This window comes from Streptomyces sp. NPDC046870 (genome assembly GCF_040704595.1).
GTDB classification, from domain to species: Bacteria; Actinomycetota; Actinomycetes; order Streptomycetales; family Streptomycetaceae; genus Streptomyces; species Streptomyces argyrophylli.
Window position 1 is genome coordinate 1 of sequence record NZ_JBEYXM010000031.1, and the last position, 19,403, is coordinate 19,403.

Sequence of the window (19,403 nt, forward strand, 5' to 3'; positions counted from 1 at the left end):
CCAATGTGCGCCGGGTGCTCGCACGGGCGGTGACCGGGGTGCAGTACCCGCCGAACGCGACCACGGCCGCCGAGCGGCGCCTGGCGCGGCACCTTGGCAGGGGTCCCCACGTTGATCATTCGCGGAGGACGGTCCGGCTCAGAACCTGTGCGGGTGACCGGCGCTGGAGGATGGCCGGAGCTGTACCTGAGGGTTGAGGAGGAAGGGAAGGGTGATGATTGACTTTCGCTCTTTTGAGGAACAGTGCGCAGACGACGCGGCACGCCTGGCGCACCTCAAGGAGGTCGTGCGGACAGACCCCATTTCCGGTGCGGCCGAGGTGACGAAGGCACTCGCCTGGAACTGTCTCCTGGGCCGAGAGGCCTACGAGCCGGACATCGACGATCTGCTGAACGAGATCGTCCTTCCTCGCGGAGGACGCCTGCTGAGCCTGGCCACCTGGCTTGCGGAGCATGTGGAACACGACCATGGCGGTCACCAGTTGTGGGGTGCGCTCTCCCGTGCAGGTGTCCCTCTGCGGCCGCCCGGCCTGGCCCGCGTGCCGGACGACATCGACCAGCTGGCAGAGGTGCTCGTCGGGTGTACCGGAATGCCGATGCAGATCCGTCTGAGAGCGGCACTCCAGGTGCTGACGCAAGGTGGGGATGATGCAGCCGACCTGGTCAGGTCGTACATGGGCTACTTCGAGGTGAGCCATCTATGGACGGGAAACGCCGACGCTGACCACCTTGAGTCGTTTGCTGATGATGTGTCGACTCTCGTGAAAGTAATTGCTGCAACGCCTGGATGGCCGCTGAAAGAGAGAGTGGAAGCTGTCGTTCACCTCTGGAACGACGGGACGGCTGACGACCTTCCGGCGGAACTCCTGGCACAGACGGAGCAGGGCAGTGAAGAACGACGGATGCTCCTCGAACTCCTCCAAGCAGACGAGAGCGAGTACGGCGAAATGGAAACGCAGCCTCCCTCTTGTTCTGATGGGTGTCGCGGCGCGCTGTTCACAGTGGAAGCGGCGGAGAAGGCATGGGGGGTGGGCGCTGTGGATCCGTACCTGACGGCCGCCGTCCGCCGGCAGTTGACCGAGTCCCGCGGACCGAGCGCCTTTGAGGAGACGGACAGCCAGATCGCCGACAGCGCCCTGGTGACGGCTCGGCTCGGCGTCGCCTACGGTGAACTGCGGAAGTCGCTGCTGCGGGACAGTGAGCAGACCGATGACGAGCCCCCGTGGCGCGCGCTCCGGGGCGGGGACATCGCCGTTCGCATCCGTAGGCGTCTTCGGCATTGTGTGGCGCTCGTACTGGCCCCGGACGGCGATGACCGCTCCTCGCCGCCGCAACGATGGGTTTTCACCGTCCTTTCGCGCCCATTCGATTCGGATAGTCGAGCAACACGCTACGGAGTCACTCTCCATCAGAGGCGCGACGGTACCGAGAGCGATCGGTACCGCATGGACGCCGAACGGGAGCTGCTGGCTGATGAGGAGCTGGCCCAGCAGGCGCTTTACGGGTTCTCATCCTTGGGGCTGAACCTTGACTCGGAGGTGGGGAGGCAGTGCCCGGGCGTGGGGCAGCGGGGAAGGACGATCTTCCTGGAGCCAAGTGATGAATGGCATGTCCAGTGTCATGTGTGCGGGGTGAGATGGGCCGGGGGGAGTGACATCCTCTCGGAGCACGAGGACCGACGGTACGGCTTCTATTAGACCGCCCGGTGGTGTTCCGCAACCACTGATCAGGCACGGGCCGTCCGGCGGTCAACGCCGCAACCCTCTGACCGACCGCCCGGCGGTGGTCGGCCGCGGGACGGCGGCCCTGTTCCGGGCCACCGTGGCCACCCTGTACTCGGCCCAGACCGTCTTGCCGGACCCGTCCGGGCGCGGGGCGCGGCCCCAACGGTCGGCGAGCGCCTCGACGACGAGCAAGCCGCGCCCGCTGGTAAGCGCGGAGTCGGCGGCGGGATCGGTGGCAGGGGCGGGGGCAGGCTCGGGGAGCCTGTCACCCCGCGTGTCGGTGACCTCGACGCGGACGGTGAGGGAGTCGGCGGCAGGCGCGGAGTGGGCGAGGAGGTGGACGCGGAAGTCGCGGCCGGTCACATGGCCGTGGGTGACGGCGTTGGTGGCGAGTTCGGAGACGAGCAGGCTCAGCACGTCGTGCCCCTCGCTGCCGTACGGCACGCCCCAGGAGTCGAGCCGTTCCCCGCAGAGCCGACGGGCCAGGCGCGCGCCTCGGGGCGTGGAGCTGAAGCGGAGGGTGAAGCAGGAGTGGACGGGGGTCGCCGGTGCGGGTTGTTCCGTTCGGTTCATGCACGCAGCGTTTCCGGGTGTGGCATACGGTGACCAGGGGTGATGCGCCGACGCGGTGGGGAGTACCCGCGGGCGCACATCGAGTACGGGGTGGTACGGCCGTGTGAGCGGGAAGTGGGTGTGGGGTGCTGGACAATAGGGAGAGCGGCGTCGACGCCGAGGTGCCGGGGCAACGGCGCACCGAGGAGGAGTCCGCCAAGGGCCTGGTCGGGGCGTTCGGGCGGCAGTTGAAGCTGCTGCGGACGCGGGCGGGCATGGAGCGGGCCGAACTCGGCCGACTGGTCGGGTACTCGGCGGACACCATCGCCTCGTACGAACAGGGACGGAGGGTTCCGCAGCCCCGCTTCATCGAGCGGGCGGACGAGGTGCTGGGCGCGGGTGGACTGTTGGTGGCCATGAAGGGAGAGGTCGGTCGAGCGCGGTATCCGGCCTTCTTCCGGGATATGGCCCAGCTTGAGGCCGAGGCTGCTGTGCGCCTATGACACGGTGGTGATCAACGGTCTCTTGCAGACCGAGGAGTACATGCGGGCAGTACTGGCCATGCGTCGGCCATTGCTGGACGAGGCAACCATCGAACTGCGTGTATCCGCTCGGCTGGACCGACAGGAAATTTTCAACCGCTGGCCGGCTCCGTTGCTCAGCCTCGTGATGGAGGAGTCCGTACTGCGCAAGCCCTTGGGCGGCAAGGCGGTGCTGCGAGGACAGCTTGAGCATCTCCTGCTCGTTGGCCGCCGACGAAACGTAGAGATCCAAGTGATGCCACTGGACCGCGAGGACAACGCAGGAATCGATGGACCCTTCACAGTGGTCAGACGCAAAGGCGGAGAGCAGGTCGTCTATGCGGAGGTGCAGGGACGCAGCACCCTGGTGACGGAGAACGACGAGACGGCTCTGGCCGCTGCCCGCTATGGAATCATCAGGAGCCAGGCTCTTACTCCGCAGCAGAGCCTGGAACTCATCGAGGAGTTGCTGAGGGAGCTATGAAGACGGCAGAGAACGCTACTTCAGGGGCCGGACTCGCCTGGTGCAAGAGCAGCTACAGCGGAGCCGAGGGTGGCCAGTGCGTCGAGGTCGCTGCCGCTCCCAATGCTGTCCTGGTCCGGGACTCGAAAGACTCCGCCGGGCCCGTCCTGTCGGTCGGGCCGAAGGCCTGGGCCGAGTTCGTGAAGCGGGCCGCGCGCGGCTGAGGCGGGCAGGCGCGTCCTGGAGGCACCGGCGTCCACGCGGCGCCGGGCCCCAGGCGCTGTCAGAAGTCATCCAGCCCTTCTTGAAGGCGGATCTTCCGCCATACCACGCATGGCTCGTTGCCGTGGCACGTCTCAGACGTCAAGGCGTTCCGCGCACGGCTGGCGGACAAGGCGCGCGCTACGGCACCCCCGTGCCTATTCTTGTTCGGCCTGCTCATCGTGCAGTGCTCGTGCGAGATCAGAGAGGGTGGCGTTACCGTCCAACGTCCACCGTGCCGGCCCTTGTACTGCCACGGGTGCCTCCTGCCAGCCGGCGAGTTCGTAGAGGTTCAGGACCAAGCGAGTCGGCGAGTAGGCCTTCCCATCGACCGCCCACACGAGGCACCGCGTCCGGTCGTTCACCCAGGTGGCTTCACCGCGTCGGGGATCCTCTGCAAGCCAAGGGGTGAGCGCTTCGATCTCGGGCTTGTTCCACAGGCGTAGTCGGACTGGGGTGCCGTTCTTGATCCTTCCGCTGTCTACAAGAGTGGGCACAGCGTTGGGGCGGCGTGGCTTGCGTTTACTCCCGTTAGTGGCCTTGTAGATCGCCGGCAGGTCGGGGATGACGCCTTCGCGTTGGGCGTCACGCAAAACCAACTCCGCGAGCTGCTTGCAACGCCCCGCGTCAGTGAGCGTTCCACTGAGGAAGGAGGTGGGCCCGTACTCCGTGTCGATGTGGTGGATCAACCAGGACAGGACCCGATTGGTGAGCGCAGGCACTTCTTGCAGTACCGCGTCCCAGTCATACTCCGGATCATCGATGCGATCCTGGTCGAGAAGCTGAAAGACCAAGTGGGTGATGAGTAGGTCACCTCGCTGGCTCACGTCGGCGGCGCGCTTCTGGAACCGCTTGCGTTCTTCATTGAGAGCGGTGCCCACAGCGCGGTGCACAAGCACCGAACGCCAGATCTGGAAGGCGGTGGGACGCTCTTCGAAGAGGCGAGGGTAGGCGCCCTTGCTGCCACGCTCCCAGAGGAGGTCTGTGTCCCGCTTTGCCCGTACGGCGAGTTCGGTATTGCGGTGCGCACAAGCCAGGGCGATGGCGGCGTGCACAACAGAGCAACCTTCGTCCGGTGCCGGGTCGGGCTCCCCACGCTTGAATACGTAGGACTTCTGAAGGGACAGCATGAAGTCTTCACGGATCATCGCCTGTACCTCGTCCAAGGCAATGAAGTCGCGCTGCTCCACGTGGTTTTGTGTATTGGTTGTCTCGGTAATGCGCTGCGCGAGATCCAGCATGCTCTTGTCAACGACGATCACCTTGACCGTTACCTCAGCGTCTTCCACCGTTTCGGGAGACGCCTCCATGGCGCGATGTGCCGCCGCGACGGTTTGTGCGCCGTTTACGACGCTGACTCCTGAGATATGCAAATGCACAGGCTCGTCTGGTCGGCGGCGCCCTGGCCACTCCTCTTCAAGCTCATCGCACAGCACGGTCACGCCATTGTTGAAAAGCCAGAAGTTCTCCGGCTCATTCGCCAGAGTGCTGAGCATGCCGGAATTAACTCGGGTAGTGCCGAGTGACTGGCGCAAGTTCTGCTCATACAGTCGGCTTCCGTGCGCCAGGTACCACTCGGCAAGGTTGCTGGCCGGAACCGTGCCCTGGTAAGCGGTGAGCGGAGTGTTCCGTCGGAGCCAGTTTGTCATCCGAACGGTTACCTGTACCGGCTCGGGTGCGAGATCCTCACGGATCTGTCGGAGGATGTCCGCAGCGTGGACTACGCGATACTCAAGGACCGGCCCAAGGCCGTTGAACTCGCTCCGGGCGTCTTCCAGGATGTTGGTGGTTTCCTTGCTGAGTGTTCCCACACCCATGACAGCGATGACCAGAGTTACCTTCAGTCGGGCATCGTGCATCGCTGCGTTGACACGAGCGGCGATTGGCTCCAGACGGTCGTTGAAGCGGTCGAAACTTCGCTGCTCGATGAGACGGAGACCAGCGATGAGCTTATGCGCCGCATTGGTGTCGAGCTTGCCCTTGCCCTCGTCACTCCACTTGGCCTGAACAAGCCAGACCTCCTGTGTGCCCTCAGTGACTGCCACGCCGTCGATGCCTTGATCGTCTTCGCCGTCGATGACAGAAGCGCCGGCGGTCTTGTGGTCACAGCCGGTCACCTCGCGTACTGCGGCCGCCGTTAATGCGCGGGAGAGGAACCGCTGTTCATAGCCGTTCTGGTCGTATCCCTTGAGGTCCTCGTCGTAGATGAGTCCCTTGTACTGCTGCAGAAGTGCAGTGCGGATCTGGTGGATATGGATAGGTGCCGTCGCGGCCTTGCGTTCTGTCTCGTCCAACTTAACTTTGCCCCCAATACCACCAGCTGCGTCTCCCTGACGCAGTGTAGCGTTGATCTTTCGCGACTATCGGCCGACGGAGTAGGCGGATGCTTCATGTGCTGTCGGTCGGGCGTGGGCAGCTCCGCGGCGTGAGCGGTGCCTCGGGGATGCGACGGATCCCACTGGTCAAGGCGTTGAGTGCCGTCGCAGGGCGGCGACTCCGCTGAGCATGGAACCTGGCGCAGCCTGCAAGCCCGTTCATGCTCGACAGGCGCGTCCTGGTGCACCGGCACCGAGCGGGTGCCGGTGCACCAGGCGCTGTCAGAAGTCGTCCAGCCCCTCCTCCTGGCGGATCATCCGCCAGGCCGCGCGGCGGGCGCTGCGGTCGAGGTTGGACTTGAAGTCCCGGTCCGTTCCGAAGTACCGCTTGCCGAGCGTGTCGATCGTGGAGACATGGTCCATCATGTTCTCCTCGAACTTCTTGTCGAAGACGACGCCGAAGTTCTCCTCGTCGTTGACGAGGGCGGCGGCCCGGACCTTCGGGTCCTTCTTCGTGGCGTTGAAGGCCGGGAGGACGTCCTCCTCGGTGAACTCCGTGCCGAACTTGGCGTTGAACCTCTCGATCAGCTCCGACAGCAGGGACTTCTCGGCGTCCTTGCCGCCGCCGATCCCGTCACCGAACCCCTTGAGTTCGGCCGGGCCATCGGACACGAGGGACTTGTCGTACTCGCCGGTCTTCTCGACGCGCAGGTGGCTGAGGTCGACCTCGCCTATGTCGACGCCGCCGTCCGCGAGGCGGGGCAGCCGGTTGAGCAGGTAACGCCCGTACAGGTACAGCCGCTCCAGGTCGGCGTCCTGGTAGGGGACGATCTGCGCGAGGAAGCCGTACTTGCGCACGTAGTCGTTGAGGTGGGCCCGAAACTCCTCGGCCGTCTCGACGTCGTCCTCCTCCTCGCTTTCCAGGAGGGCGCTGAAGCGGGTGACGGCAGGGGAGAGGAGCCGGTAGAGCTCGGCGTGCAGCTTCTCCCACTTGGCCTGGGAGCCGCCGGCCTTCTCCTGCGCCTCGAAGTACGCGGCGACGAACTCGTCCATGTCCTGCTCCGAGATGATCGGCGCGGACATGACGCGGCTCTGGGCCGTGTAGAGCAGGTTCGGGTCGGAGGGCAGGGTATGCGCCTCCTCGAAGTACGGGCGGAACGCGTCCTGGATGTCCTCGGCCTCGTTGACGAAGTCCAGGACGGCCAGGTCGGCCTGCGACTTGCGGTCGGCGGTGCGGTTGAGGCGCGAGAGCGTCTGCACGGCGGCGATGCCGGTCAGCGTCTTGTTGACGTACATCGTCGTGAGCAGCGGCTGGTCGAAGCCGGTCTGGTACTTCTCGGCGACGACCAGGATCCGGTACTCCTGCTGCCCCTTGCCGCCGGCCTTCGCGGCCTTGTCGTCGGCGCGGGTGTAACCGAACGCCTTCGGTAGTGCGCTCTCCGGCAGACCGCCGTTCTCCTTGCTCTCGGTGGTCTCCTCGCCGTCGATGGTGAGGGAGCCGGAGAAGGCGACCAGGACGCCGAGGTCCGGGTACTTCGTGTCGTACTCGCGGTCGGCGATGTAGCTCTTGATGGCACGGGCCATCTGTACGGCGGACTGGCGGGACGCCGTGACCACCATGGCCTTGGCCCGGCCGCCGAGTCGGCCGCGGGTGTGGGCCACGAAGTGCTCCACGATCACCTGGGCGTGCTGGGACACCGTGTGCTCGTGCATGAGCGCGAACCGGGCGAGCAGGCTGTTCGCCTTGGAGGGGTCGACCTCCTTCTCGTCGCGGTTGAGGTTCGCGAGCTTCCAGTAGGTGTTGTAGGTGACGTAGTTGCGCAGGGGGTCGAGGATGAAGCCCTCCTCGATGGCCTGGCGCATGGAGTAGGTGTGGAAGGGGCGGTAGACGGTCTTGCCGTTCTCCACCGTTTCCGTGCCGAAGAGTTCGAGCGTCTTGGCCTTGGGGGTGGCGGTGAAGGCGAAGTAGGAGAGGTTGGAGGCGTGCGACCGCTCGACCGCCTTCGCCTTCAGCTTGTCCTCCACGGTCACCGTGGTTGCGCCCTCGTCGTCCGAGTCGGCGTCCAGGCCGAGGTCGCGCAGCGCCGACTTCACGGCGGTCGCAGCGTCGCCCGACTGGGAGGAGTGCGCCTCGTCGACGATGATCGCGAAGCGGGTGCCCTTGATCTCGGTGGGGTTGCGCTTGATGTAGTCCAGCAGCGCGGGGAACGAGTGCAGGGTGACGGTGACGATCTTGCCGGTGTCCCGGGAGAGGGCACGGGCGAGCTGCTCACTCTTCGCCCCGTGCTTCTCGTCGATCTTCACAACCAGGCCGTCGGTCTGCGAGAAGCTGCCGACGGTCGCCGAGAGCTGGGCGTCCAGGGCGCGGCGGTCGGTGATGACGATGACCTTGTCGAAGACGGGCTCGCCGGGCTTGATACGGCCGTCGGCGAGTGCGTCGGGTCGCAGAATGGCGGGATCCCGGCGGGCGTGCAGGTCGCTGAGGCGGTGGGCCAGCCAGCCGATGGTGTTCGACTTGCCGGAGCCGGCGGAGGCCATGATCAGGTAGTTCTGGCCGGCGCCGTGGACCGACGCGTGCGCGGTGAGCTTGCGGACCACGTCCCACTGGTGGAAGCGGGGGAAGATCGTCGACTTGGTGGTGCCGCCGCCGGGCGTCTTCTCCTTCTGCTGGTGCACGAACCGCTGGAGGAGGTCCAACCAGTTGTCCCGCTGCCAGACCTCTTCCCAGAGGTACGACGTGGCGTACTTGCCGGGGGCGGTCGGGGCCGGGTTGCCGGCGCCGCCGGGCTGGCCGGGGCCGTTCGAGCCGGTGTTGAACGGCAGGAAGCGGGTGCTCTTGCCGCGCAGTTGGGTGGTGACGAAGACCAGGTCCGGGTCGACCGCGAAGTTCGCGATGACTCGGCGCGTGAAGATCAGCTCGGTCGGGTCGCGGTCGGTCCGGTACTGCTCCTTGGCCTGCTCGACGCCCTGACCCGTGAGCGGGTTCTTCAACTCGGCCGTGGCGACCGGGATGCCGTTGAGGAACAGGGTCAGGTCGAGGCGGTGTCCCCAGTCGGCCTGCTTGGTGGCGTAGGGGAGTTCCCGGACGACGGTGAGGCGGTTGGCCCGGTAGCCGTCGAGGACCGAGTCCGCGGAGATGAGGTTGGGCTTGAAGTAGGCGACGCGGAGGCGAACTCCACGGTCCTTCACGCCGTTGCGGAGGACGTGGAGCAGCCCGTCATCGGCGATGGCCCGGTCGAGGCGCTGCGCGAAGCCGCGCTGCGCCTCGTTGGGGTTGCCGCCGTAGACGGTGAGGAGTTCGTCCCACTCGTCGGGCTGGGTAGCCCCGATGAAGGTGAACAGCTCGTTGGTGTCGAGGCCGAGATCGGCCCGGTAATCCTCGGGATTCGCCTCCTGCCAGCCTCGCTCGCAGAGGGCGGCGACGATGGCGGAACCGAAGGAGGACTCGTCGTGCACGGGGCTCATGCGGAGACTCCTTCGGTGACGTTGCGGCCACTGGCGGTGGAGACGTCGAACTGGCCGGTTACGGCGGCGGTGATGAGGGCTTGGCGGCGTTCGGCGAGCAGCTGTCCGAGTTTCTCGATGCGCTCGTGCGTAGCTTGGAACTTAGCCATGTCAGAGTTAAGAGTGTGGCACGCCGACTCCTGGAGTGAAGATGGCAGGACTGCTACTTGCAATCTGTGGAGGTCGTTGCGATTGACTCCCGGGATCGCTGACTTGGCTTGCTCCATTTCGAATGGCAAGCTTCGCAGAAGGTGATAGCAGTAACGGCGGTTGTTTCCGTTGAAGTTTTTTACGTAGAGTGTCGTGTTGTGGGGCCAGAAATCGCGGTCAACCCAGTGCACGTTGCCTCGCGAGCCGTATCTGCGGATAACTACGCCGGGGCCATCGACGATTGCCCGATTGTGCCAGCCACTTAGGCCAGCCGTGGTGACGACCGGGACTGTGCCGTCGACACGTTCGCTCTCTGCGAGGTCAACGCCACGTTGAAGTTGCAGCACCCTCGCCAATGGAACTACTTCTGCTTTTGGATGCATCAGGGGCATCCAAGGCACACCCGTCCTTACTGGTTGTGGGTGCAACAGTGCTCCAGCAACCGTGAGAGGGATTGACGCTTCCTCTCTTTCGGTGACCAACTTGCGCTGGCTCTGCAGCTTACCCAAGAGGTGATCGATGCGGCGGGTCTCGGCGTCGAGGAAGTCGGCGATGCGGCGCTGCTCCTCCAATGGCGGAAGCGGAACCAGCAGATCGCGTAGGAATTCGTCCGGCACACGCTGCTGGCCAGCCACGCCGTACATTTCCGCCTTCCCGAGCTTCAAGAAGCTGTGGGTGTTGACGGTGTAGAGAAGGAACCTCGGATCGATTTCCTTGCCGGGGCGCACCACGTGAAGTTCGGTGGTCCCGGCGCCGACGCCTCCGTGCAGTCCTTGAATCAGAACCGCACGGCCAGCCTCGAATGTGGGGGTGATTTTCGGAACTAGGACGTCGCCATCTTGAAAACGTGTATAGCCGGTCGAAACGGCTTTCTTGGTGCGGCGTTGTGAGATGTCCAGGCGGCTGCCCGGCCACACTGCCTCCATGGGAAGAAAGGTCAACTCGTCGTCGTCCTGCAACGCGTCGAAGGCAGGAGTGCTGGGGTTGATTTGCGCGAGGTGGCGCAGTCGAACGGCGTTGTTCATTCCGTAACCTCCCCCAGAAGCCCCTGAATCTCCGCCTCCAGCGCCTTCAACTCCGCGTCGATCTCCGCCAACGGCCGCGGCGGCTCATACACATAGAAATGCCGCGTGAACGGAATCTCGTACCCGATCTTCGTCTTGCTGTGGTCGATCCACGCATCCGGCACATGCGGGTGCACCTCCCGCGCCAGGTACTCCTCGACGTCCTCGCCCAGCGGAACGTTCTCGTAGTCCCGTAGCTCCGCGTCCGGCTCGGGCTGGCCCTTGACGCGCTGGACCTCGCCCTCCGGATCCCGCACCCCGATGACCTCCCGCAGCGCCTTGTTGAACGGCGCCCCCGTCGGCCACGTCCCGCCGGCCTGCACCACCGCGTCCTTCAGCGCGAGCCAAGCCTCCTGTTTCGTGCCCCAACTCGAGCCCATCAGAGACTTGAAGGCGTCCGCCAGGAACGGAGCCTGCGGCAACTTCTGGATGGCCTTCGACGCTTCCAGCGCCGCCAGCGTCTCCTCCGTGATCTCGAACCGCAGCTTCAGCGGGCGTTCCACCGTGATCCGCTGGTATCCGAAGTCCTCGTTCCAGAAGACCTTCACCTTGCCGTGCAGCGGGTGCTCCGCGTCCCCCGCGACCGCCAGGGCCTCGCCGTACAGCTTGACCACCGTGGCGATGTGGTCCTTGCCCAGCTCCTTGCGCTTGTCGCCCAGCGACTTGCGCATCTTCTGCCACTGGTCGCGGGCGTCCAGCAGCACGACCTTGCCCTTGTGGTCGGGGCTCTTTCGGTTCGTCAGGATCCAGAAGTACGTCGAGATGCCGGTGTTGTAGAAGAGCTGGTCCGGCAGGGCGACGATGCCCTCAAGCCAGTCGTTCTCCAGGATCCAGCGGCGGATCTCCGACTCGCCCGAGCCGGCCGCGCCCGTGAAGAGAGGCGAGCCGTTGAAGACGATCGCGATGCGTGAGCCGCCCCCGCCATCGACGTCGACCGGCTTCATCTTGTCGATCATGTGCTGGAGGAACAGCAGCGAACCGTCGTTGATGCGCGGCAGGCCCGCGCCGAAGCGGCCGGCGTCACCGAGCTGCCTGTGCTCGGCCTCGACCTCGTCCTTGACCTTCTTCCACTCCACACCGAACGGCGGGTTGGCCAGCATGTAGTCGAAGGTCTTGCGCTTGTGGCCGTCGTCGGAGAAGGAATTACCGAAGGCGATGTTTTCCGGATCCTGGCCCTTGATCATGAGGTCGGACCGGCAGATCGCCCAGGATTCGGGGTTGAGCTCCTGCCCGTACACCTCCACCGTGGCGTCCGGGTTCAGCTCCGTGATCAGGTCGTCCATCGCGGAGAGCATGCCGCCCGTGCCGCAGGCCGGGTCGAGGACCGTGCGCACCGCGCCCGGGAGCTGGAGCGCGTCGCCGTCGGGGGCGACGAGCAGCCGCACCATGAGCTGGATGACCTCACGCGGCGTGAAGTGCTCACCGGCCGTCTCGTTGGACTGCTCCGCGAAGCGGCGGATGAGTTCCTCGAAGATGTAGCCCATGTTGTGGTTGGGCACGACCTCGGGACGCAGGTCCAGGTCGGTGAACTTGCCGATGACCTGGTAGAGCAGCCCGGCGCTGTCCAGCCGCTTGATCTGCTGGGCGAACTCGAAGCGGTCCAGCACGTCCCGCGCGTTGTCGGAGAAGGCCCCCACGTACACCGCGAGGTTCTTCGCCGCGTTCTGCGGGTCCGCGGCGATCCTCTTGAGGGTGAGGCGGGAGCGGTTGTAGAAGGAGTGGCCCGAGGCCCGGCGCAGGAAGCGGTCCGGGTCGATGTCGCTGCCCTCGTGCTGCTCCGCGATCTCCGCGACCTTGTCGCGGGTCGGCCCCAGCACGCACTCCAGTCGCCGCAGCACCGTGAACGGCAGGATGACCTTGCCGTAGTCGGACTGCTTGTAGTCCCCCCGCAGGAGGTCGGCGACGGACCACGCATGGTTCGCCAACTCCGTGTGCTTGCTGCTGTTCAAGACTTCTTCCGCTTCCCTTCCGGGGCTGATACGGATGACTGTGGGTGCGGCGGGACGGAGACGATGGGTCCTCATCCATCCGCATCTGGAGTGGGGGTAATGCCAGAGCCTAGGTGGGTTCCGGCACCAGCTGCCCGCCCGTGAGCCCCCCGCTCACGAGCCGCGCCGTCTCCTCGGCCAAGTCCCGTGCGCGCCGCGCCTGTTCGCGCAACGCCTCCACGTGCCGGAAGGCCTCACCGTACCGGCGCTGCTCCTCCAGCGGCAGCAGCGGTACACGCAGTCGTCCTGGCGTGAGGTGGAGTGTGGAGCTGCCGGTCGAGGCGCCGGCCAGGTTGGCCTCGGAGCTGAGGAAACCGAGGAGGAACCAGGGGTCCAGTCGCGCCGGGTCCGGGCGGAACAGGTGGACGCCCGCCCCCAGCAGGGCACCGGCTTCCGCCTCGCCCGCGACCCGGGCCACGGGGCCGGTGCCGCCGACGAGGTTGCGGACCAGGACGTCGCCCGCGGCGATCTCCGGCATCTGCTCGGCCTGCATGTCCGAGGCCTGCCCTGTCGGTCCGGTGCCGCCCGCGATGTCACCGCCCGTCAGAACAGGGCGACGCTCGTTGTCGTGGGCGCCCGCCTCCACTTCCTCCGCCTCGGCGGCCACCGCCCGGGGCGAGACCGGAACCGCACGCAGCACCTTCAGCGCCCCGCCCCGGGCCAGGTCCGACACCGTGGCCGTGCGCCAGTCGCGGGCCGAAGCCCCCGCGGCGTCCCACGCCGTGGTGCCGGCCAGCTCGGACACCGTCCGCACCGCCGTCGCCAGCCCCTCGCGGGCCGTCGCCGCCTCGTGGGCCAGTTCCCGTGGGTCGACCTCCGCCTGCGAGGCACGCACCTGTCGGGCCGGGGTCACATCGACCACCTCGTCCAGCAAGTCGACCACGCTCACCGCCCGCGCCACACCGGCCTGCGTCTCGAACCCGTCCGGGTCCGCGGCGTACGCCGTCCACGCGGAGAGGATCTGCTCCGTCACCCGCGCCCAGTCCACCGAACCCGAACGGGTTGCGCCGCGTCCTGGCGCTGACGGCTCACTCACTGTGTCGACGAAGAGAACCGTCTGGTAGGCCTGCCGCGTCGGCTCCGGGCGCTGCAGCACCCACACCTGCAAGCCGATGTGGAGGGGGATCGCCGCCCCCGGTGGCAGGGCCGCCACCGCCCGCAGCGCGCCGCTGCGGATCAGTTCGGCGCGGATGCGGCGGCCGGAGGAACGGGACGCCGTGGCCGGCGGAAGGAGGAGCACGGCGTGGCCGCCCGGTTCGAGGTGGGCCAGCGCGTGCTGGACCCAGGCCAGTTCGGACTCGGCGCGGGGCGGGAAGCCGTACGCCCAGCGTGAGTCGTAGGCCAGTTCGTCGTGGCCCCAGTCCCGGTCGCCGTAGGGCGGGTTGCACAGCACGGCGTCGACGGTGAGGTCCGGGAAGGCGTCGGCGCGCAGGCTGTCGCCCGTGCGTACGGTGACGTCCGCGCCCTCCCCGGCCGTCAGAGTCAGGCCGACCGCGGTGCGCCGGGCCTGGACGGGAAGGCTGTCCTGTCCGTACAGCTCGCGCGCGCCACGCGCGGCGGCGGCCGTCAGCAGGGTGCCGCTGCCGCAGGCGGGATCGAGGACACGGGCGGGGGAGCCCGGGATCAGGCGGGCCAGCAGGTCGGCGAGCGGGGCCGGGGTCCGGTAGGCGCCGCTAGCGGCGCTGTCCTCCAGTTCCCGCTCCGCCAGGACGCCCAGCGCAGTCTGCGCGCCCTCGTCGCGGACGCAGAGCAGCAGGGCGCGCAGCACCGTGGTGTCGGCGGTGGTGAAGCGGACTGGTTCTGTGTCCGGCACCACGTCCGCGACCTCGACCGCCGCGTCGTTCGCCTGCTTCACCAGGTCGTCGTCGGGCAGCGCGAGCAGACCGGTGAGGTCGTCGGCGGGGCGACGGGCCGCCGCGAGGACCAGCAGGAGCAGGTCGGAGGTACCGGCGTCGGCCCGCTCACGCAGGCGCAGGGTGGTGCGCAGTTCGCCGCTGGGCGTGGCCGCCGTGTGCTGTCCGCGGGAGGCGAGCCAAGCGCGGACCTCCTCCAGGTCGTACAACGGGCTGCTGTCCGTGCCGCCCGAGGGCGCCGGGAAGTCGTCGTGCCGGCGTCGCCAGTTGCTGACGGTGGCGCGCGTGACCCCCGCGATGCGGGAGATCTCGGCGGCTGTCACCTGGGCGGATGGTGCGGGTGGCTGCGGCATGGGTGTGGTCCTGGTTCCGATGGTCGGCGTGGTCATACCCTACAGCACCAGTCAACTCCTGCAAGCTGTTGGACAATGCTTTCACGGTCATGCTTACATGTCATTGCTTCCGCCGGTGAGCGTGGCTCCACGGCGTGAAGCGTCACTTGCCTTGCCACAGCCATGTCCTTGCGCGGGCGGCGGCTGATCGACCACTTCCCAGGGGGGATCCATGCGCCTGACCATGCCGAGCGGCGTCCCGGAAGGAATCCCGCTCACCGTCATGCCGTTCCGCGAGGACGCGGTCATCGGCACCATGTCCCTCGCGACGCTGGTGCGCCTCGTGCCGTCACCGCGTCAGGAGGAGGACCCGCGTGCCCTCAAGACCGCGTCCGGGCACGACCGGCGCCACGCCGAGCTGCGCGCGACCGTGCAGCGGACCCTGAAGTCCCAGAAGGGCAGGAACATCCCGGACTACGCCGAGTACATCGCCGCAGGCATCCTCGGCAAGCACGGCTCCGCCTGGTCCACGCCCCCGATCACGCTCTGGCACGCGAGCGAGATCGCCGCGATGAGCGACGAGCTGATCCCCGGCTCGGGCCTGCGAACGCTGACCGTCGCCCCGGACGCCATGGTGATCGCCATCGACGGCGAGACCCAGACCACCGCCTGGCACGACATCTACCAGGACCCGGAGTCCTTCGGCCTGACCTACACCGAGCTCGGCCGACGGGTCCGCATCCCCTTCGAGCTCTACCTGGGGATCTCCCCGGCGGACGCGCGGCAGATCTTCTACGACCGGAACGTCAAGGGCGTCGACGTGGCCAAGAACCTGGCCATGTCCATGGACCAGCGCGACCTCGCCACCCGCCTCTCCCACATCGTCGGCCAGAAGCTCGAGGTCGAGTCGGGCGGACAGCGGATGCCGTTCGCCCGACTGGTCAACGCCGGAAAGCGTCAGCTCACCAGGACCGACAAGGAGGTCGTGACGCTGTCCGCGCTGCGGGCGCTGATTCTCACCACCGTCTTCGGGAGCAAGGGTGTGGAGTACTCGGCGGCCAACGTCCATGAGGGCGATCTGCCGTCCCACACCGACGCCGACGAGGTCGAGACGGTCGTCGTGCGTCTGGTGTCCCGGCTGATCGGGGACCGTTTCCCGGACTTCGCCCGGCGCAGCGCGATCACCGCCCCGGCCGTGATGGCCGGGCTCGGCATGCTGCTGCACCGCGCCACCCCCTGGTGCGCCCCCGTCGACGCCATGAGCTACGAGACGGTGGAGCGCCTGCTCGCCGACGTCCGGTGGGAGCGCGAGCCCGCCTACTGGGACGGCGTCTGCGCCAGCGTCGGCTCCACCGGCCGGCTCAACTTCAGCGGCGGCGTGAAGGACTCCGCCGGCCGCGTCGCGGTTGCGCTCCTCGACCCGCACAGCGAGCCGGGCCGGAAGATCCGTGGGGCGCGGAGCTGAACAGGTCCGCCCCGCGGGTTCTTCGACACCGAGACCTCCTCAGCCGAACGCCTCTCCCCGGGTGACGTTCCACCTGCGGCGATGGCCCACGGCTCGCGTATCCGTGGCATCCAGTCCGCGACGCCGCGCCTGGGCCCGGTCCGGGCTCGGCGGGGCGACTCGGCTTCCGCCAGCAGCCGCGTCCTCTCCGCCTTGCACCGTTCGTCCCCTTCCCTCCCGTTCCCTTTGCTTCCCTCCGCATCGACACAAGGAATGACCTCATGGGCCACCCGACCACCTCCGGATTCACCGCGCTGATCGCAGCGCCCCTGACTCGCCCGCGCAGGATCGTCCTCGCCGTGGCCGCGACCCTCGCCGGCTGCTCCCTGTCCGCCTGCTCCGACATCGGTGGCAGCCAGACCGACACCGCGACGCCGGACGCCACCGTCAGCGCCTCGCAGGACACCCGGAGCGCCGGGGACGCGCAGGACACCCAGGACGACTCCGCCGGAGACACCTTCACCGTTGCGCTGGACAAGACCGCCACGTGGAACAACGGCGTCAAGACGCACCTGAGCGGCTTCGGCCGGGGCACCTCCGGCGAGTACGCCAGCCCGTCCGGCAAGGCCTATCTGGCCTTCTCCGTCACCGTGCAGAACGGCTCCAAGTCCGCGATCGACCTGAGCATGATCAGCCTCTCCTGCCCGGACGGCGCCGACCAGATCTTCGACACGGACGCAGGCTTCGCGGGCACACCGGACACGCACCTGTTGCCGGGCAAGTCGCAGACCTGGAAGGCGGCTTGCGCGTTCCCCAAGACGGCCAGAAGCGTCCAGATCGAGATCACGCCGACCGACACCTCCGGCAGCGGCTGGTATCGCACCGCGATCTTCACCGGCCAGGTGCAGTAGCCCGGGCCTCGGCCGAGTCCCCGCCGGGTGTGCCGTCGCCGTCCGCGCACGGAGGCGCCTCAAGCACCGCCGGCCCCGGACGCACCCGATGCCGGGCCCACGGGCTCGCTCACGCCCGTTCGCACACTCTGTGCGCCCACCGCTCACCCCACCCGCGACCTGCCTGGGAGGACACCGTGAAGACCACAGAGCACACCGAGCTGATCCGTCGCTTCGCCGACGACTTCACCACCTTGCAGGAGGCCGTGCTCTCCCAGGTGAACGGGGTCTGCGCTCCGGAGACCGCCGCGGCCCTGGAGCACGCCTCGCTCGCCGGTCCCGTCACCGTCGTTCTCGCCCACGCCGACGTCCTCGCCCGCGGAGCCGTACGGCGTGCGGAACTCTCGGTGCAGCCCCCCGAGCGGCTGCGACAGCTGCGCGCGCACGCGCGCAGGGTGCGGCGCGCCCGGTCTCAGGCGGAGACCCGGTACAAGGAAGAGCGTGCCCGACGGCTCGGGCGCCGCTCGCGACCGGTCGACCCGCTGGAGTGGAGAGTGGCGCGGACGGCCTTCACGTCGGCCTCCCACGAGGCACTGCGACAGGAACTGCGCGACAGGGGACTGCCGGACGGCACGCCGCAGGCGCCGGAGAGCGACCTCGCCCAGTGGGCCTGGGACCGAAGGACGGCCGGCGGCGAACTGCCGGCCCCGGTACGCGCACTGCGGGACTGCGACGAAGACGCCTTCGTGGAGGCCCTCCTGCGCGACGCCCGGGAAGAGGAGAACCCCTACCTCCCGCACGACGCGGTGGTCGAACGGTGGAGCCGCCACGCCCGCGCCGCGCAGGCCTGGGGCCGCTACGCGATCGGCCGGGCCGAACAGGACCTGCTCGCCTGCCCCCTCTCCGCGCGGCGCACCCGGCTCGACGCCCTGGACGACGCCTACCAGGACACCGCAGTCCTCGCCGCCCGCTCCCGCGAAGCCCTGCTCCGGGTCACGGACCTCCACGACCGGATGCAGGCCGACGTCACCACGGGACCCTTCGCGGAGCTCGTGCGGGAGTGCCGTGCGGCAGCCCTGGCACGCTTCGCCGACGCCGAGCCCGCGGCGTGGCGCGGCGTGCGCGAGCTGGTCGCGAGGCACCGGGCGGACTGTCCCGAACAGACCGACGGCTGCCCGCACTGCCACCACGCGCTCGCCGCCGTCCTCGCCGACACCCCTCCCGCCGACACGGACGAGTACGGCGAACACTCGGCGGCGGTCCCGGCCGACGCGGACCGCTACGCCCTGCTCACCGACCTCCCCGACACCGCCGTCGTGGCCGTGGCCGACGCCGCAGTAGGCGACGAGTCCGCACTGAGCGGCTACGGCTGGGCGGCCGAAGACGGAACCACCGGACACGGCGACTCTTTCGCTTCCAGCAGTGGTGAAGCCGAAGTCATCGGCGTCTGTGCGGCCGCCTTGAGCCTCCTGGAGCGCCACGAACACGCACCCGTGATCGTTCTGTGCGACAGCACCGAGGCGGTGGGCGTGGTCGACGCGGCCCTGCGCACCGGCGATCGGGCGGCCGGTCACCGCACCCTTCTTTTCCCGGAGAGCAGGCAGCTGATGGACAGCCTGATGCGTCACCGCCACCGCGTCCAGGTCCGCTGGCTCAAGGGCCACATCGGACACGACCTCAACGAGACCGCCGACGCCCTCGCCCGTCTCGCCCTGCGTCGCGCCACCGGCCGCATTCCTCTTTCCGCCGCTCGGAAGGAGGAGACGCGGATCGTCCGCTCGCTCGGCTCCGGGGCCGGCCGTCTCCCGGTCGCTGCCTGAGGCCATGCCGACTGTGGCAGCCCCCACCATGGGCACCGCTCCTCCCCTCCCGGACAGGAGGCGACCGACGACCTTCATGGCCCGTCTCGTCGCGATACCTGCGCGATTTCACCACCCCCATGCAAAGACCTGACGGGCAACCTCCCTATGGGACAAGCAGATTGAAGCGTGACATGGAGTGAGCAACCCAAGAGCGCCACCCGAACAGCAGTCCAATAGGCGGCCTTCAATGCCGTTGCTGTCACAGACGCCGATAATATTTGGCTGTAGGTTGCATTGACTGATGCGCCGAGCTGTCGCGATGGGGATCGTGACTGGTACGGATGCATTGCAGTGGTCGGTGCAATTGCCGCGGGGGGGGGTCTTGTGGCATCGAATGGGGGGTTGAGTGGGGCATCGCCGTGAAGTGCGTGCCGTCGGGTTACTACGGGCGGCGTACATGGCAGGCGGAGCCTGAGGGGGCGTTCCGTAGCGACCCGCTGAGTGGCGGGTCCAACGTGACGCGGAAGACCGTTCCATGCCG

At 67.7% G+C, this 19,403-nt stretch carries 11 protein-coding genes and 2 pseudogenes; 7 read left to right on the forward strand and 6 right to left on the reverse strand.

The features are described from left to right. Together AB0946_RS37095 and AB0946_RS37100 are read left to right on the forward strand one after the other, a co-directional pair. Window positions 1-95 (forward strand): annotated as a pseudogene (locus AB0946_RS37095) (A/G-specific adenine glycosylase); the annotation flags it as partial. Between the two features lie 119 nt (window positions 96-214). Continuing rightward, the gene (locus AB0946_RS37100; RefSeq protein ID WP_366765130.1) at window positions 215-1,696 is read left to right on the forward strand and encodes a hypothetical protein; all 1,482 of its coding nucleotides are present in this window, start codon (window positions 215-217) and stop codon (window positions 1,694-1,696) included. 51 nt (window positions 1,697-1,747) lie between these two features. Here AB0946_RS37100 and AB0946_RS37105 read toward each other — a convergent pair whose 3' ends face one another. Continuing rightward, on the reverse strand, window positions 1,748-2,296 hold the full coding sequence (locus AB0946_RS37105; protein WP_366765131.1) for an ATP-binding protein: 549 nt from the start codon (window positions 2,294-2,296) through the stop codon (window positions 1,748-1,750). 161 nt (window positions 2,297-2,457) lie between these two features. Here AB0946_RS37105 and AB0946_RS37110 point away from each other — a divergent pair. Both AB0946_RS37110 and AB0946_RS37115 read left to right on the forward strand, forming a co-directional pair. Then, window positions 2,458-3,280 (forward strand): annotated as a pseudogene (locus tag AB0946_RS37110) (helix-turn-helix transcriptional regulator). Next, a complete protein-coding gene (locus AB0946_RS37115; RefSeq protein WP_366765132.1) occupies window positions 3,277-3,483 on the forward strand; it encodes a DUF397 domain-containing protein in 207 nt (68 codons plus the stop codon). The pseudogene AB0946_RS37110 and the gene AB0946_RS37115 overlap by 4 nt, the downstream one beginning before the upstream one ends. A 195-nt stretch (window positions 3,484-3,678) precedes the next feature. On the opposite strand, the gene AB0946_RS37120 is transcribed toward AB0946_RS37115, so the two are convergent. The 5 genes from AB0946_RS37120 to AB0946_RS37140 form a co-directional block, all read right to left on the reverse strand. Next, the gene (locus tag AB0946_RS37120) at window positions 3,679-5,814 is read right to left on the reverse strand and encodes an AIPR family protein (RefSeq protein WP_366765133.1); all 2,136 of its coding nucleotides are present in this window, start codon (window positions 5,812-5,814) and stop codon (window positions 3,679-3,681) included. Window positions 5,815-6,117: 303 nt separating this feature from the next. Next, complete coding sequence (locus AB0946_RS37125; protein WP_366765134.1) at window positions 6,118-9,300, reverse strand: type I restriction endonuclease; 3,183 nt, start codon at window positions 9,298-9,300, stop codon at window positions 6,118-6,120. Further along, window positions 9,297-10,514: a restriction endonuclease subunit S gene (locus tag AB0946_RS37130; protein WP_366765135.1), complete on the reverse strand. Its 1,218-nt coding sequence runs from the start codon at window positions 10,512-10,514 to the stop codon at window positions 9,297-9,299. The genes AB0946_RS37125 and AB0946_RS37130 overlap by 4 nt, the downstream gene beginning before the upstream one ends. Further along, complete coding sequence (locus AB0946_RS37135) at window positions 10,511-12,502, reverse strand: class I SAM-dependent DNA methyltransferase (protein ID WP_366765136.1); 1,992 nt, start codon at window positions 12,500-12,502, stop codon at window positions 10,511-10,513. The genes AB0946_RS37130 and AB0946_RS37135 overlap by 4 nt, the downstream gene beginning before the upstream one ends. 109 nt (window positions 12,503-12,611) lie before the next feature. Next, a complete protein-coding gene (locus AB0946_RS37140; protein WP_366765137.1) occupies window positions 12,612-14,717 on the reverse strand; it encodes an N-6 DNA methylase in 2,106 nt (701 codons plus the stop codon). 241 nt (window positions 14,718-14,958) lie between these two features. On the opposite strand from AB0946_RS37140, the gene AB0946_RS37145 reads away from it, so the two are divergent. The 3 genes from AB0946_RS37145 (at window position 14,959) to AB0946_RS37155 (ending at window position 18,880) form a co-directional block, all read left to right on the forward strand. Next, window positions 14,959-16,191 (forward strand): DNA sulfur modification protein DndB, encoded by a 1,233-nt coding sequence (locus tag AB0946_RS37145; protein WP_366765138.1) that lies wholly within the window; start codon window positions 14,959-14,961, stop codon window positions 16,189-16,191. Between the two features lie 260 nt (window positions 16,192-16,451). After that, entirely contained in the window at window positions 16,452-17,081 is a 630-nt protein-coding gene (locus AB0946_RS37150; protein ID WP_366765139.1) for a hypothetical protein, read from the forward strand. Window positions 17,082-17,257: 176 nt separating this feature from the next. Beyond that, a complete protein-coding gene (locus AB0946_RS37155; protein WP_366765140.1) occupies window positions 17,258-18,880 on the forward strand; it encodes an RNase H family protein in 1,623 nt (540 codons plus the stop codon). Window positions 18,881-19,403: the final 523 nt, after the last annotated feature.

Coding starts and splice junctions, on each gene's coding strand:
- AB0946_RS37100 (WP_366765130.1), top strand. CDS start 215: ATGATTGACTTTCGCTCTTTTGAGGAACAGTGCGCAGACGACGCGGCA.
- AB0946_RS37105 (WP_366765131.1), bottom strand. CDS start 2,296: ATGAACCGAACGGAACAACCCGCACCGGCGACCCCCGTCCACTCCTGC.
- AB0946_RS37115 (WP_366765132.1), top strand. CDS start 3,277: ATGAAGACGGCAGAGAACGCTACTTCAGGGGCCGGACTCGCCTGGTGC.
- AB0946_RS37125 (WP_366765134.1), bottom strand. CDS start 9,300: ATGAGCCCCGTGCACGACGAGTCCTCCTTCGGTTCCGCCATCGTCGCC.
- AB0946_RS37130 (WP_366765135.1), bottom strand. CDS start 10,514: ATGAACAACGCCGTTCGACTGCGCCACCTCGCGCAAATCAACCCCAGC.
- AB0946_RS37145 (WP_366765138.1), top strand. CDS start 14,959: ATGCGCCTGACCATGCCGAGCGGCGTCCCGGAAGGAATCCCGCTCACC.
- AB0946_RS37150 (WP_366765139.1), top strand. CDS start 16,452: ATGGGCCACCCGACCACCTCCGGATTCACCGCGCTGATCGCAGCGCCC.